The organism is Streptococcus sp. FDAARGOS_192, assembly GCF_002073815.2.
Taxonomy (GTDB): Bacteria; Bacillota; Bacilli; order Lactobacillales; family Streptococcaceae; genus Streptococcus; species Streptococcus salivarius_H.
The window spans coordinates 935,458-960,610 of sequence record NZ_CP020431.2; the positions used below are offsets into that span (position 1 = coordinate 935,458).

Sequence of the window (25,153 nt, forward strand, 5' to 3'; positions counted from 1 at the left end):
GCTGACGTCCGTCATCACCTAAGGAAAGTCTCGAAAAAGATTCTTTATTAAAAAATAAAAGCCGACCCAAGGTCAGCTTTTCATTATATTATTAATTATTTTTTGAATGGTTCTTCCACCATGATGAGAGGATGGAACCTGAGATATTGTGCCAAATACTAAAGATAGTCGATGGAATCGCAGCTTGTGGTACGAAATATTTCATGGCAAGGGTTGCTCCAAGACTTGAGTCTTGCATCCCCACTTCGAAGATAATGGCTTTTTGTTGTGGTTCTTCCAAACCAAGGATTTTTGAAAATCCAAAACCAAGGGCATAACCACAAAGGTTATGGAGCATAACGACTGGAATGACAAGGGCTGTCGCTGCTGTGAAAATATTGGCATGGTTGGCAGAAACAACTGCTCCAACGATCAAGAGGATGGCAGCTTGAGAAATCAAAGGCATGATTTTGATGATGGCATCAATTTTCTTACCAAAGATTGAGTGAACAAGCACACCCAAAATGATAGGAACAACCACGATACGCAAGGTACTAAGGAAGAGGCTTTGAGCAGGGACGCTCACGTACTGACCAGCCAAGAATGACAAGAGAGTTGGAATCATGAGTGGTGCCAAGAGAGTTGAGAGGGTTTCAATAGAGACATCCAAGGCAACATCCCCACCTGAAAGGAAGGCCATGACACTAGATGAAGTCCCACTTGGACAAGACCCAACAAGGATAACCCCTGCTGCTGTCGCACCTTTCAAATGGAAAATCATACAAAGCAACCAAGCCAAACCAGGCATGATGACATAGTGGGCAACAGTCCCAAGAACAACTGGAATTGGACGCTTAGCAATACGTTTAAAATCTTCAGTGGTCAAAGTAAGCCCCATGCCAAAGAGAATCAAACCAAGTAGATAAGCCGTATTGGGAATAACCCAACTACTAGTTGTAGGAAGGGCATAGTTAAAGGCCGCCCAAAGTAATGGTTTGACGTGTGTCGTAGTCAACCATAAACTCCAAGTTACGATTGTCAGGATGGAGTTCCATTAGAAATTCTCGACAAGCTCCACAAGGCATGCCAGACGGTCCTCCATGAGGTGGTTTGTCACGAAAAGCGATAATACGCTTGACCTTAGTCTGACCAGTTTCTTGATACATATTGAAAAGGGCAGTCCTTTCGGCACATAGATGGAAAACACCACACGTCCCTTCCATACAAAAGCCTGTGAAAATTTGCCCATCTTCAGCCTCAACAGCAGCCACAACGTGCCTAGCATAGACAAAGTCTGAGACTTCCTGTGGCTGATACAAAGCTTTTGACTTTTCAAACATCTTCTGCCAAATATCCATTATTTCTCCCTTAACCTCGATCACTTTCTCTATGAGACTTGATAAAGAGTGCAAGCACTATTGATACTGCCGTATAAGCCAAAATAAACAAAAGTGATTTCCATGAAAATTTCCCATTGATAGCAAAATTAACGACCAATTCATTGACATGATAGACAGGTGTCCACTCAGAGATACTCTGAACCCACTTAGGGAACATGGAAATAGGAACCCATGAACCACTCACTATAGGCAAGACAAGGTAAATAATATTAGCTACAAGAGACATGATTTGTTGAGATTTAATCTGAGCGATAAGTAAACCAAAAGCTAGAAAGAGGAGACCGGACAAGAGTAAAAGAGCACCTGATCCTAGCCATCTAAAGAATGGCATCTCTACATCTCGGAAAAAGGCACCTACACAAAAGGTCACAATGATAGCAACCATAAAGTTTAGAAGCACACGAAAAATTTTAGAAAGATAATAAGCTGCGATACTAACCTTTGAGTGCTCGATATAGGTCAACCAGTGTTCAATTCGATCCTCTTGTAACATATAGGGAAAGGTGAACAAACCAAAACTAGACATAGAAAAGCCAGTCATGGTTAACATATAAGATAGCAAAAACTCTTTTTGGGCTTCTGGAGTAGGCGCTGAGAAAATACTTGAAAAAAGGAGGAAAAATCCGACGGGTATCCCGATTCCCATGATAAAGACTGGCCAGCTTCGCCACGTTTTTATCCATTCAATTTTTAGTAATGCTTTCATGCCTTGTCCTCCCTTGTTGAATCAAATAGGCTATCCAAGAGTGTTTTATTTTGAATTTCAATATCAGAAATTCTACAACCCGAATTTTCAAGACTTTGCCATACCTTTTCGATATCTTTGGTCATGAAGCTAATGACATCTCTCTTCTCAGTAATCTCATAGATGTCCGGCAGTCCGTGAACAATGCTAACAAAGCTACTTGGCAGAGTGACCTGCTTCTCTTTCTCTTCGTGTCGCATAGCGTATGGCGTGGTATCTCTGATAAGTTTCCCTTGATGGAGGACTAAGATACGGTCAGCTGTATGCTCCACTTCTTCGATATAGTGAGAGGAATAGAGGATAGTTGTCCCAGCTTTTTTCAAGTCATTGACAATCTCCCAGAAACGCTGACGAGTCGAGGTATCCATACCCGCTGTCGGTTCGTCCAAAAAGAGGATTTTAGGTTTATCAATCAAACAAAGGACAAAAGCCAGAAGACGTCTTTGCCCACCTGAGAGTTTGTCCGCAAACTGCTGGTACTGGTCTTCCTTAAATTGCAGGAGTTCCTGAACCTCTTGATTGGTCAAGGGATTATCAGAAATAGATTGGAAGAAGGCAATCAGCTCTTCCACTTTCAAACTATTTGGAATGGTATTTTCCTGAAGGAGAACCGCAATTTTATTTTTGGCCTTACCTGCCTTACCATCAATGAGGACCTGACCACTGCTGGGCTTTTTATCTCCAAGAATACAAGACATCAAGACAGTCTTACCCGCCCCATTAGGTCCAATCAAGGCGACACAATCTCCCTGATTTATCTCAAAACTAATATCCTCTAAAATGGTCTTTCCCTTGATGCGTTTTCCAAGGGATGTGACTTGAATAACCGTTTCACTCATACCTGTGATTTCCTTTCTTTTGTATAGGAACCATGCTAATTGACAATAGAGCTGATATCATTGGACTCCCTTAATACTCCACTTCCAACTCCGTACAGAAGAGACTTCCGCTCAGATGAAGCCTTGTTTCAACTTGCTCTAAATCAGATTCAAAACGATCCACCTTTACAGATGATAGGGGATGTGAGATTCCAGTGGTGTCCATGACACAAGCATGAGGAAGTCGAATATGAACTTCACCAAACTTAGCATCAAGATGAACTGCTACCTGACTTGATGCAAAGCTGGCTTGACTCAAATCCAGCCACAGCTCACCGAAAGCCATATTCATATCAACCGTTTCGACTTCTTGAGAATAGATGCGATACCTATCCTCAGCCATATATGTCTTAACAGAAATATGTGGTCCTTCTTGGTCGTTCTTATTGACCTTATAGTCTTTAGTGAGACCCTTCTTTTGACTACGGCCATAGAGCAACTCTAAAGCCAAACCAATGAGAAAGATACCGCTAAAGAGATTCCACTGTGCAAAATCGAGGTTTAACAAGTCATGAACATAGGGCGATAAGAAGGCCAAACCAAGAAAAATGAGGAGAGGTCGCTTATTCAAGATACCAAAACTAAAGAAGGCCGCGAAGAAAACCAGATTATAATTAACCATAATCCAAAAATCTGGAATAAAGGCACTAGCGATAAAACAAGCTGCTAGTAAAAGCAACAAGAAGGTTCGAAGATTAAACCGTTTCATAAGGAGACTCCTTTCTAAAAAATGATTGCAATTTTCCAATTATTTTCACTATCAGTATAGCACTATTTGTAAGCGTATTCAATAATATATAAGAAGGAATTGCAAGAAAAAAAGAGCTTTCGCTCTTTCATCATTTTCAATGTTTGACAGTTACTTGTCCAAAGGATACTGATCCTGTTAGAGCTACTGTAGTACTTGACAACTCTCGTTCTCCTAGACTATCATAGCTTTTCACTCCTGCTAGACTTGTATGAAGCCCGTGTGTATCCACTTGCCAATCCTTAGGCACTCGAATAATAACCTGAGAAAAATTGGCCTGAACCACAATCTGAGGTCGGTCCGTCATAAACTGAGCCTGACGCAAATCTAAAGTCAAACGTCCAAAATCGGCATTGGCATAGACAGTTTCGAGATTTTGAGAAGTCACCACCTGAACAGACTCTGAAAATAAGGTCTTAGCAAAAATCTCTCGCTCATGTTCTTTAGACACCTTGTAAGAGAAGTTCTTCTTATAACTTGGCTTGCTCAAACGGTCCACCGCAATTCCCAAGATAAGAATCCCTACAAAGAGGGTCCATTCCGAATAGTCCAATCTAAAGAGGTCATGGATATAGGTCGACAGAAAAGCTATCCCCAAGAAAAAGAGAAATTTCCCCTTAGATTGCCAGCTCAAAAGCACAAAAAGCAAGGCCAAAATCAACTTATAATTAAAGGCCAAATACAAATCTGGAATAAAGGCTGTCGCGATAAAATAGGCAGCAATGATAAGTAGGGTGATAACACCTGCATTAAAGCGTCTCATAACAGTTCCTTTCTAAATCCTATCCTTGAGTTTTTCCACAAAAAGGTAGGCTGCTGGACAGAAAAGCGTATTTTTAATAGTCAGATGATTGATCTGATAGATTTTCTTACGGTCTGTGTGAGGAAAGGCTGCACAGGCCTTGGGGCGGACATCATAGATGTCACAGAGATTATCAGGCCCCAAAAATGGACAAGGCATGGACTTGAAGACCTTATCGCCATCCTCATCTACTTGCAAGTACATCTCCTCGAAAGCAGGTAACTTCATGCGAAAATGCTTGGCAATACGAGTAATGTCCTGCTCTGTGAAGTCTGGGCCTAGTGTCTTACAACAATTGGCACACTGGACACAATCAATCTCCTGAAAGACTTCATTGTGTACCTGCTGAACAATCTTATCTAAATTTTTAGGGGCTTTCTTCTTGAGTTGTGCTAGAAATTTACGGTGCTCCCCCTGCTTTTGACGTGCCAATTCCTCATAACGTTTGACATCAATAGTCTGTGACATGTGTTTTCTCCGATGATTTATAATTCTGTCATCTATTATAGCATAAAAAAATAGAGCCTAGTTTGAAGCTAGACTCTAGGTCAGTTACATTGATACGATTCTACGATAGGAACGTGAAGTAAGGGCAAAAACCAAGACATAGGCTAGGAAGAATACCCCACAAACAATGATTGTGACCACTAACATAAGACTTGGGTTGAAAACCCCAATAATACGCACAATCAAACTGAGCATATGATAGGCAAAGGCCAAATGAATAAAGGCAAAAATCAAAGGGAGGAAAAAGACGGTAAGTACTTGCTTACGAATGGTTTGCTTGACTTGAAGGTCGTCCAACCCAATCTTTTGAAGAATAACAAAACGCTCACGATCCTCATAACCTTCAGAAATCTGTTTATAGTAAATCACAAGAACTGTGCCAAGCATGAAGATGATGGATAAAAAGATACCAATAAATAAGGTTCCACCAACAAAGCCATTTAGCATCCCTTCTGTATCATATTGGCTATTAGCAGTGAGGTAAGACTGAGAGACACCAGTAGTTTGTCCAGCTAACTGTTGTGTTTCTTTATCTGTCATTTGGTCTAGCAAATCTGAATTTTTCTTGGCATCATGTGTAGGGGCCTTGACGTTAACACCAATATAGGTAGCTTGAGTGGTTGCTGTTCCTTTGATACTTTCTTTAAAAACATCCATATCAGGAACGACAAGGTAGTTATAATCAGAAACTATGATTGTAAAGATATTGGGTACTTTTCCCTTAATAAAGTCATTAAGGTCATCCTGAATCTGGTAGTTTTGACCATTGAAAGACAAATTCTTTTGACCTTTCAACGTTTTACTTTTACTGTACAAGCCAACTTGGTTTGAAGCCAAATTTAGGTCTTTACCTGTCAATTGTTTATAAGTAGCTTGTGAGAAGACAAGAAAAATTGATTTTGGCAGAACTTTTCTTTCATTCTCAGGAAAGATGGTTAGCTTATTTTTTTCTTGTTCTTTGATACCAAAGTAGAGGTAAGTTACTTCTGCTTTTTCATTTACCTGATTTCCCGACTGTGCTAAGAAATCATCCATAATCTTCTGTGTGCTTGTTAAATCTACATTCGACCCTGTAACTGAGTAATCATGTGGAGCAACACTCGCTAGATAGTCTTTTTTACCAGCATAGATACTTGCAGCACCTACAAGCGTCACCAAAACCATGCTAGAGAGGATAGCAATAGTCGCCAGACCAACTGCATTTTTTTTCATCCGAAAGACAAGGTTGGAAATGGAAATCATATTATTAGGCTTGTAATAGTAGTTTTTCTTCTTTTTCAAGAGTTGCAGAACGACTGTTGTCCCGGCATTAAAGAGAAGATAAGTTCCTAGAATAACTAGTAAAACAGCCAAGAAAAAACTCATAATAGCCATTACTGGATCCTTAACAGAGAGAGCAAGGTAGTAACCATACCCCATAGCCCCGAGTCCCAAAAAGGTCTGAATAACTAGGAAACGTCCCTTTTTTTCACCCTTAAGGCCATCTTTGGTTAATTGTAAAGGATTAAGTCGTAGCAATCGGAAACCATTTACCAAAATCAACAAACTAAAAATACAAATAAAGATGACAAGAACAATAGGAATTGTCACTACTTGAAAGGTCGAAACTAAACCAGTACTTTCACCGATAAGCCTTTGAAGAAAAGCATAAATGAGTTTATCGAATAGTGCCCCCACACCAATACCTAGAAGCAGAGTCACAAAACCCAGAATCACTGTTTCTTTTAGAATCATACTAAAGAGGTGACGCTTCTCTAAGCCTAGTACACTATAGAGACCAAGCTCCTTTGAACGATTTTTCATAACAAAGCTGTTGGCATAGAGAACAATAATCCCAGAAGAGAGGGCGACAATTCCAAGTCCCATACCCAAAACCGCCTTGATAGAATCTGCCCCAGTTAAGTTATCCAGATGTGGATTAAGCGTTAAAGATGTAAAAATATAGGTAATGGCAATAGCCAGAATAGTTGCTAAAGCATATGGATAATAAAGCTTACGATTTTTTATGAGATTGGACAAAGCCAGTCTATTGGTCAGAAGAAACATATTAGTTCACCTCACTTGCCATTACTGTAAGTGTATCGGAAATTTCTTGGAACATTTGATGTTCAGACTTATCACCTTTGAAGATTTGATTATAAAGAATACCATCCTTGATAAACAAAACACGCTGTGCACGACTGGCGGCCGCTGTCGAGTGAGTTACCATAAGAATGGTCTGACCACTGGCATTGATCGCATCAAAGACATCCAAGAGAGCTGCTGAAGATTTGGAATCCAGAGCACCTGTTGGCTCGTCTGCTAAGAGGATTTCTGGTTGAGTAATGATTGCACGCGCAACCGCAACCCTTTGCTTTTGTCCACCTGAAATTTCATAAGGGTACTTCTCTAGCAAGGGATGAATTCCCAATTGACGACTTATAGCTTCTACTTGTGTCAGCATTTGATTAAGTGGACGTCGAGAAAGGACCAAAGGTAGCAAGATATTATCTTTAACAGATAGGGTATCCAAAAGGTTGAAATCTTGGAAAACAAACCCTAATTTTTCACGACGAAAACTGGAAGCATCCTTATTTTTAATGGTTGCTGTGTCCGTACCATTAAGATAGACACGCCCTGCTGTTGGTTTATCAAGCATGGCAAGGATGTTGAGCAGGGTTGATTTTCCTGAGCCAGACTCACCCATGATTGCAACATAGTCACCTTTATCAACCGTAAAATGGATATCTTTAAGGGCTTCAACCTGATTTCCTTTGAAACGTGTTTTATAGATTTTTTTAACATGTTGAACATCTAGTAATGTCATAATAAGCTCCTTTATTTAATAGATTTGGAAGAGATTTTAGGAACCTCTTACTTAACTTCTGATACCATTTTATAGAAAAAGCAAGGTCTCAACCATAACCCTTGCTTTCATTTGTGGTCATATTTCTTACACTTTTGTAAGTTATTAATCAATAGCCAACTTCTGCTTTTGAAAATGAATGGAGACTGTGGTTCCTTGACCTACTTGGGAGCTAATACTAATATCATGTCCGAGCTGATCAGCAATTTTCTTAGAAAGATAGAGACCTAACCCAGAGGATTGCTGAGTCAGTCGGCCATTGTAACCTGAAAAGCCACGCTCAAAAACCCGTAGAATATCACTATTTTTAATACCAATCCCAGAATCTTTAAGATGCAGCCCGTTATCTTTGAAGTAAATGTCAATACCACCACTTTTTGTGTACTTCAAACTATTTGACAAGACCTGCTCTATGATAACCAAGAGCCATTTTTCATCTGAAACGACCTTAACATCTAAGTCATGTAGATTAATAGTCAATCCTTTTTGAATAAAGAAAAGACTATGTTTTCTAACAACTTCTTTAACCAAGGGTTCTAATGTAACCTGCCTCAACTGCAAATCATCATGAAAATTCTCTAAACGCAAATACTGCAAGACCAAATTGGTATAAGAATCAATCTTGAATACCTCTTGCTCCAAGAGAGCCCTCGTTTTACTATCCGTAACATCCTGAAGCAATAATTGACTAGCTGCTATTGGCGTCTTGATTTGGTGCACCCAAAGGGTATAGTAGTCCATCAAATCTGTATAGCGCTTGCGCTCCTCCTCAGTCTGAGACATCTGGCTCTCCCTAGCACTTTCCAAAGCTTGGGCCAGGTAAAATTCTAAAGGACTTGATGGTGTGATTTCCTCATAGAGAAAGGCTAAGTTATAAGAGTGATAGGAGCGAACCAAGTCCCAAATAACCATGATGATAGTCACAAAGGTCATTATGGTCAAGGCGTAATAAAGAATATCTGCCACCTCTTCAAATAAAAAAGCAAACAAGACCAATATGATTCCATTAAAGGCGAACAAAAGATAGAAAATCAGACGAGACCTAATATGGTATTTGATAAATTGACACTTACCCATCATGACGCAACCCGTAGCCAACACCTTTCTTGGTTTCAATAAAATCCTTCAAACCCACTGCCTCTAACTTCTTACGTAAACGAGCTACATTAACTGACAGGGTATTGTCATCAATAAAGAAGTCACTATTCCAAAGCTCCTTCATCAGGTCTTCCCGACTAACGATATCACCAGCATGGTCGAAGAGAACTTGTAAAATCTGAAACTCGTTCTTTGTCAAAGAAACGACCTCTCCCTGATAAACTAAATCCATGGCCTTAAGGTTCAGAATCACACCCATATATTCCAAGAGACTCTGATCCTTACCAAACTCATAAGAACGACGCAAAAGACCTTGAATTTTTGCTAGGAGGACATTTTGGTCAAAAGGTTTAGTCACAAAGTCGTCCCCACCCATATTGATTGCCATAACAATATCCATGGCCTGATCTCTAGAAGATAAAAACATAATAGGCACCTTGGAGACCTTACGAATTTCCTGACACCAATGATAACCATTAAATAGAGGTAAACCAATGTCCATAAGAACCAAGTGGGGCTCTACTTTTACAAAAATAGATAATACTTCCATGAAATCTTCAACAAGAACAACTTCGTAACCCCACTGTTCTAGCATTTTTTTGACTTGTTGACGGATAACCTCATCGTCCTCAACTAATAAAATCTTATGCATAACTCTACCTCTTTCATTTCCCACTATTATAACAGAAATGCTTTAAGAAACGACCATTCTCAGCAAATCTTACAATAATGTTAGATTGAATTTTCCAACTTTTAAAATAGTGCGTTTTCATAGGAAAAATCCTTTGAGTCTTCAAAGAAAATATAGTATTATAATAGAGTTGATGTTGGTTTATCATCAACCAACGACAGCTTCATCGAATAATGAGAACATTACTTATTTATGTCACGAATTGGCGTGACGTTTCTACAAGGTGCCGTAACACCTAACAATGAGTAAGTCATAAAGTCATAATAAGATTTTACCGTCTTTTTATGATTTTAAAGGCTTGCTTTGCAAGCCTTTTTCTGTTATTCGATGGTTTTGATCTTTGTCAGAGTCTTAATAGAATCTGGGAGAATCAAAATACACTTTAGTTATATTTTTTATAGGAGGTAATATGAAATTACTGGAAGACCGCATTCTCAAAGATGGGAATGTCCTTGGGGAGAACATCCTCAAAGTTGACTCTTTCCTCACTCACCAAGTGGACTTTGACCTCATGCGTGAGATTGGAAAGGTCTTTGCTGAAAAGTTCAAGGATGCAGGCATCACCAAGGTGGTGACTATCGAGGCATCTGGTATTGCTCCAGCCCTCTATGCTGCTGAGGCCTTGGATGTCCCTATGATTTTTGCGAAGAAGGCTAAAAATATCACCATGAATGAAGGGATCCTCACCGCTGAGGTTTACTCCTTCACTAAGCAGGTGACTAGTACTGTCTCTATCGCAAGCAAGTTCCTCACTCCTGAAGATAAGGTCCTCATCGTTGATGACTTCCTAGCTAACGGCCAAGCTGCCAAAGGCTTGATTCAAATCATCGAAGAAGCTGGTGCACACGTCGAAGCGGTTGGTATCGTTATTGAGAAATCTTTCCAAGATGGTCGTGCCCTCCTGGAAGAAGCTGGCTATCCAGTCGTTTCACTTGCTCGTTTGGATCGTTTTGAAAATGGTCAGGTCGTATTTAAGGAGGCAGACATCTAATGCAAAATAAAGAGAAACACTCGCAGGCAGCGGTCCTAGGACTGCAACACCTACTTGCCATGTACTCGGGATCAATCCTGGTGCCAATCATGATTGCTGGAGCCTTGGGGTATTCAGCTCATGAATTAACCTACTTGATTTCAACCGACATTTTCATGTGTGGTGTAGCAACCTTCCTCCAACTTCAACTTAATAAATACTTCGGTATCGGTCTTCCAGTTGTTCTTGGGGTTGCCTTCCAGTCAGTGGCACCACTCATTATGATTGGTGAGAAACACGGTAGCGGTGCTATGTTTGGTGCCCTTATCGTTTCAGGGATTTATGTTATCCTCGTTTCTGGCGTCTTTTCAAAAGTGGCCAATCTCTTCCCTTCTATCGTTACAGGATCAGTCATCACGACTATTGGTTTGACCCTCATCCCTGTCGCTATCGGAAATATGGGGAACAATGTTGACAAACCAACTGGTCAAAGCCTCTTCCTTGCTGCTATTACTGTTCTTATCATCCTTGTAGTTAATATTTTCACTAAAGGATTTATCAAATCCATCTCAATCTTGATTGGGTTGATTGTCGGTACTGCTATCGCAGCAAGCATGGGCTTGGTTGACTTCTCACCAGTAGCTGCGGCACCTATTGTTCACGTGCCAACGCCATTCTACTTCGGGGTACCTAAGTTTGAGTTGTCATCAATCATTATGATGTGTATTATCGCTACTGTGTCTATGGTTGAATCAACTGGGGTTTACTTGGCCCTCTCTGATATTACCAAAGAACCACTCGATAGCACTCGCCTTCGTAACGGTTACCGCGCTGAAGGTTTGGCTGTTCTCCTTGGTGGACTCTTCAACACCTTCCCATACACTGGTTTTTCACAAAACGTTGGTCTTGTGAAATTGTCAGGTATCAAGACTCGCTTGCCAATCTACTATGCAGCTGGTTTCCTTGTTCTTCTTGGACTCCTTCCTAAGTTTGGTGCCTTGGCTCAAATCATCCCAAGCCCAGTCCTTGGTGGTGCTATGCTTGTCATGTTCGGTTTTGTTTCTATCCAAGGAATGCAAATCCTGGCACGTGTTGATTTCGCCAATAACGAACACAACTTCTTGATTGCTGCGGTATCAATCGCTGCAGGGGTTGGTCTTAACGGCAGCAACCTCTTCAACAGCCTACCAAATGCTTTCCAAATGTTCTTCTCAAACGGTATCGTCGTTGCAAGCTTGCTTGCCATCGTCCTCAATGCCATTTTGAACCATAACAAAAAAGAAAAATAACACAAGAACACCTGAGTCACTTGACTTAGGTGTTTTGTCATGCAATAAAACAGATTGAATCCAAGTCATATCTATAGTACAATGAAAATATAAATGTTTGAAAAATTAATTTAGAAAGGAAAACAGAATGCACGAAACACATTCTCTCCGTGAGCGATTCCTTGTTTTCTTCAAGATTTTTGTGCCCATACTGATTTATCAATTTGCCAACTTCTCGGCAGCCTTTGTGGACACTACCATGACTGGTCAATACGATACCCTACACTTGGCGGGTGTGGCCATGGCAACGAGTTTATGGAGTCCTTTTTTCACCTTTTTAACAGGTATCGTCTCTGCCTTGGTTCCTATTATCGGACACCATCTAGGGGCAGGTCGCAAGGACCGAGTGGCACCTGATTTCTATCAATTTCTTTATATGGCCTTGGGACTATCACTTATCCTCTTTGCCCTCGTTTTTCTGGGGGCACCCTTGGTTTTGAACCATCTAGGTCTGGAGCCTTTGGTCAGAAAAGTCGCCCTTGGTTATTTACGCTTTTTGAGTCTTGGTATCATTCCCCTCCTACTCTTTAGCGTAGTTCGCTCCTTCCTTGATGCGCTTGGCCTCACGCGCCTTTCCATGTACCTCATGCTTCTGCTCCTACCTCTCAATGGTTTCTTCAATTTCCTCCTCATCTATGGCATTGCTGGTTTACCAGAGTTAGGGGGAGCTGGAGCTGGGCTTGGAACTTCATTGGCTTACTGGGCCCTTCTCCTTATTTCCATCTCGGTTATCAGAAAGCATAAAAAGGTTAAACCCTACCACATTGAAAAGATTCAACCCCTTGATAAAGTAGCTCTGCTTGACGCCCTTAAACTAGGTCTCCCTATTGGTGGAACGGTCTTTGCGGAAGTCGCCATCTTCTCAGGTGTTGGTCTGGTTATGTCTAAGTATCCGTCACTAGTGATTGCTAGTCACCAAGCGGCCATGAATTTCTCAAATCTCATGTATGCCTTTCCTCTCAGCATTTCCAGTGCCATGGCTATCATTATTTCCTACGAATTTGGGGCTAGACGCATGGATGCCGTCAAGAGCTACAGCAAGCTGGGACGGTTGACAGCCCTAGGATTTTCTATCTTTACCTTGATTTTCCTCTACTTCTTGCGTTATGATTTGGCTGAACTTTATGGGCATGAGCCTGACTTTTTGAAAATGACGGCCATTTTCATGACCTATAGCCTCTTCTTCCAAGTGGCAGATGTCTTTGCGGCTCCGCTTCAAGGAATCCTGCGTGGCTATAAAGATACCAAGGTACCTTTTTATCTCGGTGTCCTAACCTACTGGGGCATCACCCTTCCAGTTGGCTTCCTGCTTGAAAAAGTCACTGGACTTGGTCCCTATAGTTACTGGATTGGCCTGATTGCCAGTCTTATCGTCAGTGGTCTCTGTTACCAATGGCGCTTAAATAGAATCGTCAAACGATACGAATCACAACAGTAACACACCTGAAGCAGTCTTTTCCAACTGCTTTTTCTATGTCCAAATCTCGATAATACAGAAAAAAAACTCCTGCATATTGAAAACAGATAAACTGTTACCAATACACAGAAAGCTTCTTTTGATGAGTGATTAATTAAATTCAGATTTTCCTGACCTATTACCAAACTGGATTCATTAATGAAAACATAGATGTCTAATATTGAAAAAAGTATCACAGAGACCAGCTGGATCAACTAGGGCACCATAAATCATGACTAAACCACATAGAGCTAGGAAATGATAAAGATAAACTACTTTCTCCCCTGTTTTAGGAAGTAAAAGAAAAGACCAGAACCACAAGACACAAATGGCTATTAATATGATTAGTTTATTCATCCATTCCATAATAATCTCCTTCAAAAAGGTTTAGCACAATAAAATAGTCCTTAGGACTATCTGAATGTTATCACAAAATCTAACAAGCGCTGTCATTACTTCTTAAGGAAATATCTTAGTATTCTCTTGCTAGTCTTGTTTTGGTAAGTTAAGACATATAAAATCATATTGGGAGGTTGGGAAGACTCATTATTACACAAAGTACAATAATGTTTACAGACGCCAAAACCAGCAAAAGCCAAGGAGAAGGACACATTTACACTTGTCAGATTTCTCACTATTATAGTGTACTATTTTTTTATTTGAAACATAAAACAATTTTGCCCAAATTGTTAAAAAATGTAATGAAAGGTCACTTTTTTATCCTGAATGGTTAGGTTACATATCATGTTAGGTTTAAAAGGCTTTCATCTTATTTACATCTTCTTCTGTCATGAAAAAAGAGGTTAGAACCAAGGGGAACCAACCTCTTTTTAGTAAATAATTCATTCCTTCAGAATACCTAATCAGTCCACCTGATCAAGCAAGTAAGCATAGCCTTCTTTTGCCATGTCAGCTTTAGGAACAAATCGCGTTGCTACACCATTGATACAGTAGCGTAAACCACCTCTATCTCTTGGCCCATCTGGGAAGACATGACCTAGATGGGAGTTGCCCACACGACTACGGACTTCGATGCGGTCCATATTGTGCGAATGGTCTTCCTTGTAGTTGGCTACCTCTGGACTAATGGGTCTAGAGAAACTTGGCCAGCCACAGGCTGAATCAAACTTATCCTTGGACGAAAAGAGTGGCTCACCAGTCGCCACATCAACATAAATCCCAGGCTCAAACTGATTCCAAAGCGGACTCGTAAAGGCCCGTTCCGTTCCATTCTCCTGAGTCACAGCGTAGGCTTCTGGACTCAAACTTTCCTTAAGCTCCTCTCGATTCGGCTTGTGATAAGCACTAGCATCAATAACAGGACTAGCTGCCTGATTGACATTGATATGACAGTAGCCATTAGGGTTTTTCTTGAGATAATCTTGATGATAATCCTCAGCAGGAATAAAGTGATGTAGGGGCAACAATTCAACCGCCAAAGGCTGACCGTATTGCTCAGTCATTTCTTGGAAAACTTGCTCGATAGTCGATAAATCATTTGCATCCGTGTAGTAAACACCCGTACGGTACTGGCTACCCACATCATTGCCCTGTTTGTTTTTACTCAGAGGATTGATGATACGGAAGAAATGTAGCAGAATCTCACGCAAGGACACCTTGCTAGCATCATAGGTCACCTGAACCGTTTCAGCGTGACCCGTCTGACCGATAAGCTCATAGCGAGTCGTCTCACTACGGCCATTGGCATAACCCGAAACCGCATCAAGCACACCAGGCACGCGAGAAAAATACTCCTCAACACCCCAGAAACAGCCACCAGCAAGATAAATCATATGATTATTTAGATTTGACATTTTTAACACTCCCTTCAATAGATACTCTCATCTCCACGCCTTAAGTGTAACGCTTTTGAGAAGATTTCGCACTTATGATGACTTGAGGGAGAAAAAATCCCATCACATTGTGATAGGATTAGTATTTAAATAAAGAATTTAAAAATTTCAACTTGATCAATCTACAAATAAACAGATTGACTGGTAATCAATACCTTAGGTAACAACTGGACAACAATTCCTTCATCAGGATTTTCAGAATCATCAAATAGGAATGCTAGTTCTCCAGTTCTCTCGATGTACAATTCACTTAAACTAAATCTCTGTTTACTTTCAATACCAAATTCAGCTATCAACAGGGCTTGAAGCTTTTCTAACTGTTTATCTTTTTCCTCTAAAAACTGAGAATATACCGACTCTTGCTGTTCTGTAATACCATCATTTTCATAATACGCAGAAAAATCAACTGGCACAATTTGAGACTGTGAGAACAAATTTACTTCAAGCTTGGTGTAATACCCAAAATCAAATTCTAATTCACCAAATTTTGACTCTATCATGATTCATTACCTTTCTTCTCAATTAATTCTTTACATTTAGCGATTCCACCTTTATGTGGAATTGCACCGTGGGCATCTATAGGTACCAGATCTAAGGTTTTCATGTCACTTCTTTCATGATAGGTAAGCTTATGCTCTTTTCTATAGGCTTTTGCCTCTTCGGGACTGACTCCCATTTTGATAGCTAATTGTAAATCACCTTGTTTAAAATTTTTATTCCTTTGTTCTGAAAAGTTTTTTATTTTAAAGCTTTCTTTAGCTATAGGTGTAAAATCTGGTTCAAAATTTTTAAAGGTAATTCCATCAATACCATATGGTTGAAATATTTCCTTAATCGTTTTCTGTTCTGGATTAGTTTGTGTATTCTGCGGGACATAGCTTGGATCAGGAATCCATTTCGAATTTCCAGGCTCACCAGTCCAGTTACCATTTGTGCTAGGAATAAATTGCTTTTCAAAATTATTGTCATTTATTTTAAATAGTGATTTTGTAAAATTTTTAATGTCTTGTCCAGACAATTTATCCTTTGGGAGAATACTTTTAAAATTATCGGCAGTATTTTTTACAGCTTCAAGATTTTTTCCTTCCATTAGTATACGCCCCCTTCTTTTGTTTGAACTTCTACAAAACGTTTAAATAGATTTTCGTAAGAGGAATCTCGAAACTGATGTTCTTCAATTACCAATGCCAAGATGATATTAATCGTTTCTTTAGGGTAAGATTCGATAGGTAGTTGGAAGTTATGTACTACAGTGTCAACCCAGTCATGAATATCGTCCTCATCCTTTGATTTCTCGATTGCCCTATTGGCATCTAGCAATTCATACACAAGTTCTCTCAAACTCTTCAAATTAACGTCCCCGCTAGAATCATTGACTTCCATAAGAAGCCTTTTAATCTTTGAGCTGATATTTGAATTTAATATCAATTCACTTACACTAGAATAATCTACATGCTTACCTTTGGTCATCCAATTTGTTATAAGATAATCTAAAATAACCGATTTGACATTGTTGGCTTTGAAACTTTTAGACGTAACACTTTCTACGAATGTATTCTGAAATGTATTAGAATCATGCTCAACTTTTTCAACCTTACATAAAACTGGTTGAATCCATTCATTTTGATAGACTGCTGCAACGCCCTTTGGTAATTTGGCGAGTTCTATGATTTGGTCATCGTTTAGATTAGCTGACTTACCGACTAATTCACGATCTGAAAAATCAGGTAATCGCATGATAATCTTAGTATTAGTATTTCGGATAACTGACAAATCCATTAAACCTGGTGCTTGATCAGCAATAATAAATCCTTCCCCATAGGTGCGCATTTCAGCAATGGCATTTGCCAACATCTCCACACTCTTACCTAGGAGATTAGCTGATTCAGACATTTGTTCTGTTGATGTGCGTTTTAAGAGATTATGCGCTTCTTCAAGCACCGTGATGTGTTTTAATTCTGCATTCATATCCCCATTAGTCATGCGATACTCTTGCAATTTCAATACCAAAATACCCATTAGCAATGATTTAGTCTCAGTGGAACCAACTCTACTGAGATCAACAATGACATTCGTATCAAATAGATGTTCATTTGTGAGTTCATCATTTGAAAAGATAAGTCCATTAATACCGTTTGTCAGAGATTCTATTCGAGTTAGTAAGGCTCCTTTATAAGCACCTTTATTCTCATCATCATATTCACTGGAATCAATAATCGTCTTAATATTATCTGCTATATCATTGAAATTTGGATAAAGTCTACCATAAGGGTTGCTTGATTCAAGAAGATCCCATCCACAATCTTGAAAAGATTGTTCTACAGCTTTTTTTAAAACAGCTGGCATAGCCGCATACATCGGCCAACATACATTGAAAATTTCAACTAGTCTATCTAGATGCTCTAAAATATGAATTTCTTTAGGGAAACTAAACGGATTCAACCTCAGCAATGGTGTTAACTGAGGATTCGTTCCATAAACTGAAACATCGTCGTGATTACCAAAGACATGCTTATATTCTCCTTTTGCAGGTTCAACAACTAGGAATTTCAAGCCATTCTTTCTGCCTTCATTAAGGAGTTGATAAATCGTATTACTTTTACCAGATCCCGTACTACCTGTCACAAAAACATGAGAGGCTAAAGAGTTTTGGTTCAGATTTACTGGTACATCTTCCTTATGATACATATGGAAAATATCACCTAAATGAAGCATCTTATCAGTAACATCTTCTTCATCAAATTTAGCAATATTTCGGCCGAATTCTGCACACTCTAATATCGGTAGTCCAGGAATAGATTTTCTTGGGAAGTTCAATGAAAAGGCTAATTCTTGACCAGTAAGAGGTACTGTTGATGTCACGATAGATGGGTAGACACTAAAGGTTGGATCAGCTAATAGCAAATTAGGGTTCAATCCAAATAAAGGGTGACGTAATTCTCTTAGGTATGCTACAATCTCCTCTGCGTCACCACTGCTCTCACCTAAATCCCCTCTCCATAAATTAACCGAAGACTGACTCATAAAGGACTCTTCTCCTTGGGTCAAAGCTAAGTAAGTGTGAGCAACATTATTCGCAATATTTTGATCCTCACTGAGTACATAGGCAGCGAACTCCCACATGCCCATAGCCGTTCCTTTTTCAAAACGTTTCATCTGTTCTTCAAGGACCTTAAGGGCGTGAGAAATATTATGATTGGTAAAGGACTGAGTGATTCCCTCATTCTTACCGACTGTCGCAGTCACATTTGAGGCACGCGCAAAATTAGCACCGATATTAGAACCTAAGTTAACACCACTTGAAGAGCCCAAGGTTTGTCCAACCGTTTGTGATAGGGCACGACTAGCAGTTTTAGCAAGGGCACGGCTAACAGTTTTTGCAGTCGATTGACCAACAGAATCTGCAGTACTTGTTCCATGATTTTTAGAGTAATGGTAATCAACAGTTGCTTCCACTCCAAATGGCGTCCTCCCTTCAAGACTGCCACCACTAGTATGTGATGATCCTTTATTTGTACCATCTGTATGGGAAGTATTGGTACCATCAGTCTGACCAGACGAATCCGTTTGAGATTGACCACTAGTTTGGGTATCCCCAGCAGATTGGTTAACTGATTGATTCTTACCATGTTGGATACCAGCACTGGCTCCAACATTGACTCCAAAAGTAGCCATGGAAGTCGTTGCATCTGAAGCTGTGAAAGTATAGTTGGTTTGCCATTTTTCATAAGGCGCTAAGGCTGAAAATAGCTCAGATAAACGTAACTTTCTGTTCTCTATATCTTGAATAGGACTTGCTAAAAGGATTAAGGTATAGTTTTCGGATGGTTGTGACGGAATGACGCCATCAATCAATTTTTCGATGGTTTGACTGATAAATTTTTCAGATTTGGCAGTTGGTAAATTAGACACCGTTGCCACTGAATAAGGCTTAGAGTTTGCTAGACAAGGAATCCTACCGATTCCCTTTTCATTCTGGACTGTAGATCCAGGAAAGTTACCTTTAATGGCTTCTAACAATCTCTTACGATAATTTTCGACATTGACATTATCAGAATCATTCTTGGTATTTACTACAGCCAGATAAACTTCTGTATTGGTTTCAGTTCGATTGAAGACGAGAGCAATATTACAGTCCTCGTTAGAAAGTACTTCATAAACATTAACCAGTTTTTCTAAACTATTTTCTTTTTTGTCAATGACCCATTTTGTGATATTGAAATACCTGATATTATATGATTCCTGAAAGTCTGTACCAAATTCTACCTTATTTTCTATAGGAACATAAAGTTCTTTTATTTGTTCCAAATACGAATTGAAAATTTCTACTCCACATGAAGCTAATAAACGATTCGTTAACTCCTCATCGCTAATATTAGGTTGATCAGCCAGATACTTTTCTCTTTGCTCCTCAACTTGTTTGAGTTGCTCAGGGCTCAAAGCTGAAAGTTTCGCAACCTTGTCTGCAGCCTTAGCTCCTGCCTTATTAATAATATTTTTTATTCCCATACGATTCACCTACAAAAAGCTATTTCCAAGTAATCATTTGTTTAATCTGGTTAGTATAATTTTCAATTTGTTGCTGCTGCTCCTCTAAGCTTGCAACTTCATTTCTTGTTCTCTGAATTTTCGTATTCAAAGCACTTAATTCTGGACTAAATTCAATTATATTTTGAACAATTATACTTGTAAGATTTACTAGCCAAATTTTAAAAGCTTTCTCGTGTTCCGAACAAATACTTCCTGCAAATTCTGTCATCTTTGATTTAAATAAATCATTATAGGTCTTCTTAAGGCCAGATGCGTTAACTTTACTTGATTTCAAAGTAAAGTCTCCCAATCTAAATACATAACTAAGTTCTTCTTTACTAAACTTTTCAAGATTTAATTGAGTAAAATCTATCTCTTCATAAGATAAAATCAATTGAGAAAGCTTTTGACGTTTTTCTGGTTCAAGTCCCAAATCACCTGAAATAATACGCTCAAAATGAGATTTTATCTCAGAAGCATGATTAGACCAAAAACTGCTAGAAATACGTTCAAAGTCTATCCTTGAAAAATAAAGTTCTTCTACAAATTTATTTCTAAAATAGTCAACTGTTTGTGCAGAAGCTAGATTCTCTAAATTGATTTTCTTTGTCTTGTTCTCACGTGTAACACCGAAATAGTTACTAACCTCGTTACTGATATTTCCTATTTTTAGATTACTAATATCTATTTGTTGATGCTCAGTTAAATTTAAAGTTGGATTTAATGAGAGTATCTCAGTCTGTATGTCATTGAAACGGTTTAGAACATCATCTTTATTAATTTGTTTCATGAGATCTTCTTGGAAAATCTTCATTTCTTTTGGATACTGAATCAAAAGATCATTTCCCATTGACAACGAAGTGGATTTCAAACTTTCAACAATGACGAGTTTTTGGTCATCAAGATTAGCCTCCAATTCAGCCTCTCTGCTATGTAAATCTGCATTTTTCTCAGTAATTACAGCATTAGTTTTTAACAAAAGTTTATCTAATAAAGCTTTTGCCTGCTGGCACTTATTATAGTGTGAATAGCGGTCAACAAAAGTTTTTATGGTATCTTCAATAGTCAACAAACCACTGTTTGCATAGATGAGGTCTGAGCTTTTTTCAGCAGTTTCTCGAACTGTACTAGACATTTGTCTTGGAAGGATATCGAACTCATACAATTTCTTATAGTATTTCGTTTCAGGATTTGAATATTTTTCTCTATAAGTATCAAATTGCTCAGAGTAAAATTCACCCTCAAGATGACCTTTTAATTTCGCTCCAAGTCCTAAAATTGAAGACACGTAATAAATGCCTTGGGCATATAATTTACTTGGAATGGCTTGTTTCATGATTCTATCTCTAAAAGAATCACTTTTAAGATTAGTCGAGCTTAGATCCGCTGCCTCGGCCTTATTAACCACAATCATGGTGAACCGTTCATCTAAGCCTTCTACTGAAATAAGCTTTTCTTTTAATTTACTGTTATCTGTGCTATCCAAGGAACTACTGTCAGTTACAAAAACTGGTAATCCATTTGACATACCAGCCATGGCATTAGCTAGGACTTCTGAATGCTGACTATTGGTTGATGAATTAGAACCCGGGGTGTCGAATATTGTAATTTTTGAACCTACATCTCCTAAAATACCTTTCGAAAATGGGACAAGTACTTCGATTAAATCTCCAACACCTTGGTCAGCAGAATCATTGATAACTTCTAATACTGCATGTAGCTTTGAAATGATTGAATCAAAAGAAGTATTCAAGATACCATCGACTTTCTTACCAAATGAATCAGTGACATTCAATCCATCATAAAATACTTGATTATCATGGAAAGTGAGAACGACTCTTTCATCTTTATATACAAAAGAGATTTTGGCACGATCTTCATAAGAACTAGCCGTAACTTTATAGATTTTAGCGGTCACAGGAGTCTCAGCGCTTGGGAGTAATTCCTGCCCAATCAAGGCATTGATAAAAGTTGACTTCCCTGCACTATAGGTTCCTAATACACAGATAGGAACTGTATCTCCGGAGGCATCCGAAAAGCGTTTTAACTGTGTTTCAATCTCCTTGTTGCTCTCCCCAATATTCTTTATAATCAGTGGCTCAAGATTTTTAAAAATACGATTAATTTCTGGCAGAACATCGCGTGCGTTCTCTAAATAGCTTGTAGATGATGATAAAATAATATTTGAAAAGCGCTCATCTTTTAATGCTTCTTCTAACTGTTGCTTTTCATCATTTGGCCCCTCAAAAATTAATTCAAGTTTTTCATCTGGAACAGAATACTCATTTTCAATTTCTTTTAAAATATCATATACCTTAAAAGGAAAAAAGCCACGTTGAAAAACGGCTGAAACCAACTTACTATTTGAGTTATTTTCACTATTTATTGTTATCCAACTTTCACTAGATAAGTCGTAGCGACAAAAAGTTACTGTCTTCTCGTAAGGATTACTTACAACTTTAATTTTATTCATAATTACTCCGATTATTTAATAATACAAGTGTATTATATCACAGCAAACGGTTTTCTGTATGCGCTTTCTATAAAATCTAACTATTTTTATTTATCTAATGTTTAACTCATTTTTCACCCCACACAAAAAATCCCATCACATTGTGATAGGATTTTATTTTTATTCCATTTCAAAGCTTTCGCTCTTAATCTTATCTGGTAAGATGAGAGACAAGAGGATGCACAAGATGGCTGGTATCAACCATGGTAAGGAAGCTCCTGACAATGGTAGGAAGTTAATGAGGGCATTCAGTCCTGCAAGCTTGAACTGGCTGCCAAGCACGCTAAGCAAGGCAATCAGCGTTACTACCGCAACTGTAACCTGCATACCAGGTTTAGACAAGGCCACGAACTTGTTGGCAATCACAATCATGACAATCGTAATCGTGATTGGGTAGAGAATCAAAAGCACTGGCACTGAGAAAGCAATGATATTGTTAAGTCCCAAGTTGGCAATCGCAAACCCAATCAAGGTAAAGAGAATGGCGTAAGCCTTGTAGGATACTTTCGGAAATGCCTTGTGGAAGAATTCTCCAGTCGCAACGATAAGTCCTGCGGTTGTTGTGAAACAAGTCACTGTCACCATGATAGCTAGGAAAATCTGAGCAGCTGGTCCAAAGATAGCTTGTGTGGCTTGTGACAAGACGCTAGCACCAATATTGGCATCTTTTGGTAATCCTGCCACTTGGAGTGGGAAATGATTTCCCAAGAAAGCTAATCCCAAATACAAAGCACCAAAGAGAAGCGTCACTACAAAACCAACAACCCAAATAGTAGAAATATACTCTTTTTTAGACTTAAAGCCTAATTGATTGAGGGTGACTACTGCCACTACACTAAAGGCCACAGAAGCCAAGGCATCCAAGGTGTTATAGCCTTCCAAGAATCCCTTACCAAAAGCAGAAGCCTGATAGGCCTGACTAGCTACCTGAGGACTGTGACCACCGTATTTAAGTGCTCCTGCCACAATAACCATAACAATCATAATAGCAAAGACAGGTGTTAAGATACGTCCAATACTATCTAGAATTTTAGATGGGTTCATGGCAATCCAAAGTGCTAAAGCAAAGTAGATTACGGTAAAGACAAAGAGCCAAAGGCTGGTATGTCCACTGCCAATCAAAGGCGAGAAGCCAATCGAAAAGGCTGCTGCTGCCGTTCTAGGAATGGCAAAGAAAGGACCAATAGACAGATAAAGGACTGCCAAATAGACTAGGGCAAACTTAGGCGAGATTTTTTGTGAAATCTCATGAATGTACCCCTTAGGATTTAGGGTCCCAATCACCAGCGTTAGGATGGCAATACCAATACCTGATAGGACAAACCCTGCAATCGCAGGCCAAAAATGACCTCCAGATTCAAAGCCTAGCTGAGGCGGAAAGGTCAGATTTCCGGCTCCAAAGAACATACCAAACAACAATAAAGCTGTAAGGCCTCCTTTTTTTAACATAAGTTTCTCCGATCTAAGACAAACAAGATATCATCTCAAAAAAGATAACTTGTTTATTACTATTTTAGTCAACTTACTTAGTATGACATGATTAGTTTGGAACTTCAAGCTATTCAGACTTATTAGGAAAGGTTTTTAAAATTGCAAATTTTCTGTATCCTTGTACGAAAAAACTAGACAAGATTCTCATCTCGTCTAGTTTGATATTTTGATTATGGGTGACTGACAATCAATTCAAGCTCTCCCTTAATTTGCCATGTTTCAACATCGCTAGGAAGAATAAAGTGGCTGCCTTTTGCAATTTGGTATTCTTGATCATCGACTAAGAGGCTTCCTTGACCGTCAAGTACACTAAACAAACTGTAATCAGCAGTCTTTTCAAAATCAGCCTTACCTGAGATTTCCCATTTGTAAACAGCGAAGAAATCACTTGCTACTAAGAGCGTTGACTTGAGATCATCTACTTTTGTTGTGACTGGTCGACTGTTGGCTGGCTCACCGATATTAAGGACATCGATAGATTTTTCAAGATGGAGTTCACGCAGGTTACCTTGATCATCTTTACGGTCAAAATCATAAACACGGTAAGTCGTATCACTAGATTGTTGCGTTTCAAGAACCATGATACCTGCACCAATAGCATGCATGGTACCACTTGGAACATAGAAGAAATCTCCTGCTTTAACTGGAACCTTAGTCAAAAGATTTTCCCAATCCTTACTTTCAATTTGCTGACGCAGTTCTTCTTTTGATTTGGCATTGTGGCCATAAATAATTTCAGCGCCTGGCTCAGCAGCAATGATATACCAACACTCTGTTTTACCAAGTTCACCTTCATGTTCAAGTCCATAAGCATCATCTGGATGGACCTGCACACTAAGCCAATCATTAGCATCCAAAATCTTAGTCAAAAGTGGGAAAACAGGTTCTTGACGATTGCCAAACAACTCACGGTGCTCTGCATAAAGAACATCTAAAGTTTGACCGGCATAACGACCATTCTTAATAGTAGAAACACCATTTGGGTGAGCAGAAATAGCCCAGTACTCTCCGACATGGTCGCTTGGAATGTCGTAGCCAAAGACATCACGCAAATGCGTACCACCCCAGATTTTTTCTTGCATAACAGATTGTAAAAATAATGGTTCAGACATAATTACTCCTTTTTCTAGGAACGAGAGGCCTTAACATTTTTTGGAATTCAAGAAAAGGTGTTGACTCTCTTAGAGATTAACAGTGAAGTCTTACATAAAATAACCAATCTCTTTAAGTTACCAGACTTCTGATTCTCGAAAAATTTAGGCAAGTTCTGATTGTTGATTACCTCAATTATAAGCATAATTTGTGAAAATATCAACAGAG

21 protein-coding genes and 1 riboswitch are annotated in these 25,153 nt (G+C 39.0%); of the genes, 3 read left to right on the forward strand and 18 right to left on the reverse strand.

The features are described from left to right. Positions 1-91 precede the first annotated feature (91 nt). The 11 genes from A6J31_RS05495 to A6J31_RS05545 form a co-directional block, all read right to left on the reverse strand. Entirely contained in the window at positions 92-994 is a 903-nt protein-coding gene (locus tag A6J31_RS05495; protein WP_413081391.1) for a bile acid:sodium symporter family protein, read from the reverse strand. Continuing rightward, the gene (locus A6J31_RS05500; RefSeq protein ID WP_080610636.1) at positions 951-1,337 is read right to left on the reverse strand and encodes a cytidine deaminase family protein; all 387 of its coding nucleotides are present in this window, start codon (positions 1,335-1,337) and stop codon (positions 951-953) included. The genes A6J31_RS05495 and A6J31_RS05500 overlap by 44 nt, the downstream gene beginning before the upstream one ends. 10 nt (positions 1,338-1,347) lie before the next feature. Next, positions 1,348-2,085, reverse strand: coding sequence for an ABC transporter permease (locus A6J31_RS05505; RefSeq protein ID WP_014634684.1), 738 nt, complete (start codon positions 2,083-2,085; stop codon positions 1,348-1,350). Further along, complete coding sequence (locus A6J31_RS05510) at positions 2,082-2,963, reverse strand: ABC transporter ATP-binding protein (protein ID WP_080610637.1); 882 nt, start codon at positions 2,961-2,963, stop codon at positions 2,082-2,084. The genes A6J31_RS05505 and A6J31_RS05510 overlap by 4 nt, the downstream gene beginning before the upstream one ends. 70 nt (positions 2,964-3,033) lie before the next feature. After that, a complete protein-coding gene (locus tag A6J31_RS05515; protein ID WP_080610638.1) occupies positions 3,034-3,711 on the reverse strand; it encodes a hypothetical protein in 678 nt (225 codons plus the stop codon). Positions 3,712-3,847: 136 nt separating this feature from the next. Further along, entirely contained in the window at positions 3,848-4,513 is a 666-nt protein-coding gene (locus A6J31_RS05520; protein ID WP_080610639.1) for a hypothetical protein, read from the reverse strand. Positions 4,514-4,525: 12 nt separating this feature from the next. Beyond that, positions 4,526-5,020 (reverse strand): YkgJ family cysteine cluster protein, encoded by a 495-nt coding sequence (locus A6J31_RS05525; protein ID WP_004182309.1) that lies wholly within the window; start codon positions 5,018-5,020, stop codon positions 4,526-4,528. 84 nt (positions 5,021-5,104) lie between these two features. Next, the gene (locus tag A6J31_RS05530) at positions 5,105-7,105 is read right to left on the reverse strand and encodes an ABC transporter permease (protein ID WP_080610640.1); all 2,001 of its coding nucleotides are present in this window, start codon (positions 7,103-7,105) and stop codon (positions 5,105-5,107) included. 1 nt (position 7,106) lies between these two features. Next, positions 7,107-7,865, reverse strand: coding sequence for an ABC transporter ATP-binding protein (locus tag A6J31_RS05535; protein ID WP_080610641.1), 759 nt, complete (start codon positions 7,863-7,865; stop codon positions 7,107-7,109). A gap of 144 nt (positions 7,866-8,009) precedes the next feature. Then, positions 8,010-8,984, reverse strand: coding sequence for a sensor histidine kinase (locus A6J31_RS05540; protein WP_080610642.1), 975 nt, complete (start codon positions 8,982-8,984; stop codon positions 8,010-8,012). Beyond that, positions 8,974-9,654, reverse strand: coding sequence for a response regulator transcription factor (locus A6J31_RS05545; protein WP_060934029.1), 681 nt, complete (start codon positions 9,652-9,654; stop codon positions 8,974-8,976). The genes A6J31_RS05540 and A6J31_RS05545 overlap by 11 nt, the downstream gene beginning before the upstream one ends. Positions 9,655-9,859: 205 nt before the next feature. Then, a riboswitch (purine riboswitch) is annotated at positions 9,860-9,955 on the forward strand. A 147-nt stretch (positions 9,956-10,102) separates the two neighbouring features. On the opposite strand from A6J31_RS05545, the gene A6J31_RS05550 reads away from it, so the two are divergent. The 3 genes from A6J31_RS05550 (at position 10,103) to A6J31_RS05560 (ending at position 13,429) form a co-directional block, all read left to right on the forward strand. Next, entirely contained in the window at positions 10,103-10,684 is a 582-nt protein-coding gene (locus A6J31_RS05550) for a xanthine phosphoribosyltransferase (RefSeq protein ID WP_004182304.1), read from the forward strand. Beyond that, positions 10,684-11,952 carry a nucleobase:cation symporter-2 family protein gene (locus A6J31_RS05555; protein ID WP_014632968.1) on the forward strand — a complete coding sequence of 423 codons (1,269 nt, stop codon included), beginning with the start codon at positions 10,684-10,686 and terminating at the stop codon, positions 11,950-11,952. The genes A6J31_RS05550 and A6J31_RS05555 overlap by 1 nt, the downstream gene beginning before the upstream one ends. Before the next feature lie 127 nt (positions 11,953-12,079). Beyond that, positions 12,080-13,429 (forward strand): MATE family efflux transporter, encoded by a 1,350-nt coding sequence (locus tag A6J31_RS05560; RefSeq protein ID WP_080610643.1) that lies wholly within the window; start codon positions 12,080-12,082, stop codon positions 13,427-13,429. Positions 13,430-14,310: 881 nt separating this feature from the next. On the opposite strand, the gene msrB is transcribed toward A6J31_RS05560, so the two are convergent. The 7 genes from msrB to manA all read right to left on the reverse strand — a co-directional run bounded on the left by msrB (position 14,311) and on the right by manA (position 24,945). Continuing rightward, the gene (gene msrB / locus A6J31_RS05570) at positions 14,311-15,261 is read right to left on the reverse strand and encodes a peptide-methionine (R)-S-oxide reductase MsrB (RefSeq protein ID WP_037610472.1); all 951 of its coding nucleotides are present in this window, start codon (positions 15,259-15,261) and stop codon (positions 14,311-14,313) included. Positions 15,262-15,422: 161 nt separating this feature from the next. Next, positions 15,423-15,800, reverse strand: coding sequence for a hypothetical protein (locus A6J31_RS05575; protein WP_049528082.1), 378 nt, complete (start codon positions 15,798-15,800; stop codon positions 15,423-15,425). Next, a complete protein-coding gene (locus A6J31_RS05580) occupies positions 15,797-16,390 on the reverse strand; it encodes an HNH endonuclease (RefSeq protein ID WP_080610645.1) in 594 nt (197 codons plus the stop codon). Before A6J31_RS05580 ends, A6J31_RS05575 begins: the two co-directional genes overlap by 4 nt. Further along, complete coding sequence (locus A6J31_RS05585) at positions 16,390-19,809, reverse strand: ATP-binding protein (protein WP_080610646.1); 3,420 nt, start codon at positions 19,807-19,809, stop codon at positions 16,390-16,392. Before A6J31_RS05585 ends, A6J31_RS05580 begins: the two co-directional genes overlap by 1 nt. Before the next feature lie 19 nt (positions 19,810-19,828). Continuing rightward, the gene (locus tag A6J31_RS05590; RefSeq protein ID WP_070849449.1) at positions 19,829-22,303 is read right to left on the reverse strand and encodes a dynamin family protein; all 2,475 of its coding nucleotides are present in this window, start codon (positions 22,301-22,303) and stop codon (positions 19,829-19,831) included. Positions 22,304-22,462: 159 nt separating this feature from the next. Continuing rightward, complete coding sequence (gene brnQ, locus A6J31_RS05595) at positions 22,463-23,791, reverse strand: branched-chain amino acid transport system II carrier protein (RefSeq protein WP_080610647.1); 1,329 nt, start codon at positions 23,789-23,791, stop codon at positions 22,463-22,465. 212 nt (positions 23,792-24,003) lie between these two features. Next, complete coding sequence (manA, locus tag A6J31_RS05600) at positions 24,004-24,945, reverse strand: mannose-6-phosphate isomerase, class I (RefSeq protein WP_002891250.1); 942 nt, start codon at positions 24,943-24,945, stop codon at positions 24,004-24,006. Positions 24,946-25,153: the final 208 nt, after the last annotated feature.

Bases quoted from the DNA above. Each gene is read 5' to 3' on its own strand.
- A6J31_RS05575 (WP_049528082.1), bottom strand. From the start codon at position 15,800: ATGATAGAGTCAAAATTTGGTGAATTAGAATTTGATTTTGGGTATTAC.
- msrB (WP_037610472.1), bottom strand. From the start codon at position 15,261: ATGTCAAATCTAAATAATCATATGATTTATCTTGCTGGTGGCTGTTTC.
- A6J31_RS05585 (WP_080610646.1), bottom strand. From the start codon at position 19,809: ATGGGAATAAAAAATATTATTAATAAGGCAGGAGCTAAGGCTGCAGAC.
- A6J31_RS05535 (WP_080610641.1), bottom strand. From the start codon at position 7,865: ATGACATTACTAGATGTTCAACATGTTAAAAAAATCTATAAAACACGT.
- A6J31_RS05540 (WP_080610642.1), bottom strand. From the start codon at position 8,984: ATGATGGGTAAGTGTCAATTTATCAAATACCATATTAGGTCTCGTCTG.
- A6J31_RS05520 (WP_080610639.1), bottom strand. From the start codon at position 4,513: ATGAGACGCTTTAATGCAGGTGTTATCACCCTACTTATCATTGCTGCC.
- A6J31_RS05560 (WP_080610643.1), top strand. From the start codon at position 12,080: ATGCACGAAACACATTCTCTCCGTGAGCGATTCCTTGTTTTCTTCAAG.
- A6J31_RS05525 (WP_004182309.1), bottom strand. From the start codon at position 5,020: ATGTCACAGACTATTGATGTCAAACGTTATGAGGAATTGGCACGTCAA.
- A6J31_RS05515 (WP_080610638.1), bottom strand. From the start codon at position 3,711: ATGAAACGGTTTAATCTTCGAACCTTCTTGTTGCTTTTACTAGCAGCT.
- A6J31_RS05550 (WP_004182304.1), top strand. From the start codon at position 10,103: ATGAAATTACTGGAAGACCGCATTCTCAAAGATGGGAATGTCCTTGGG.
- A6J31_RS05530 (WP_080610640.1), bottom strand. From the start codon at position 7,105: ATGTTTCTTCTGACCAATAGACTGGCTTTGTCCAATCTCATAAAAAAT.
- A6J31_RS05505 (WP_014634684.1), bottom strand. From the start codon at position 2,085: ATGAAAGCATTACTAAAAATTGAATGGATAAAAACGTGGCGAAGCTGG.
- A6J31_RS05580 (WP_080610645.1), bottom strand. From the start codon at position 16,390: ATGGAAGGAAAAAATCTTGAAGCTGTAAAAAATACTGCCGATAATTTT.
- A6J31_RS05500 (WP_080610636.1), bottom strand. From the start codon at position 1,337: ATGGATATTTGGCAGAAGATGTTTGAAAAGTCAAAAGCTTTGTATCAG.
- A6J31_RS05590 (WP_070849449.1), bottom strand. From the start codon at position 22,303: ATGAATAAAATTAAAGTTGTAAGTAATCCTTACGAGAAGACAGTAACT.
- A6J31_RS05545 (WP_060934029.1), bottom strand. From the start codon at position 9,654: ATGCATAAGATTTTATTAGTTGAGGACGATGAGGTTATCCGTCAACAA.
- A6J31_RS05510 (WP_080610637.1), bottom strand. From the start codon at position 2,963: ATGAGTGAAACGGTTATTCAAGTCACATCCCTTGGAAAACGCATCAAG.
- A6J31_RS05555 (WP_014632968.1), top strand. From the start codon at position 10,684: ATGCAAAATAAAGAGAAACACTCGCAGGCAGCGGTCCTAGGACTGCAA.
- manA (WP_002891250.1), bottom strand. From the start codon at position 24,945: ATGTCTGAACCATTATTTTTACAATCTGTTATGCAAGAAAAAATCTGG.
- brnQ (WP_080610647.1), bottom strand. From the start codon at position 23,791: ATGTTAAAAAAAGGAGGCCTTACAGCTTTATTGTTGTTTGGTATGTTC.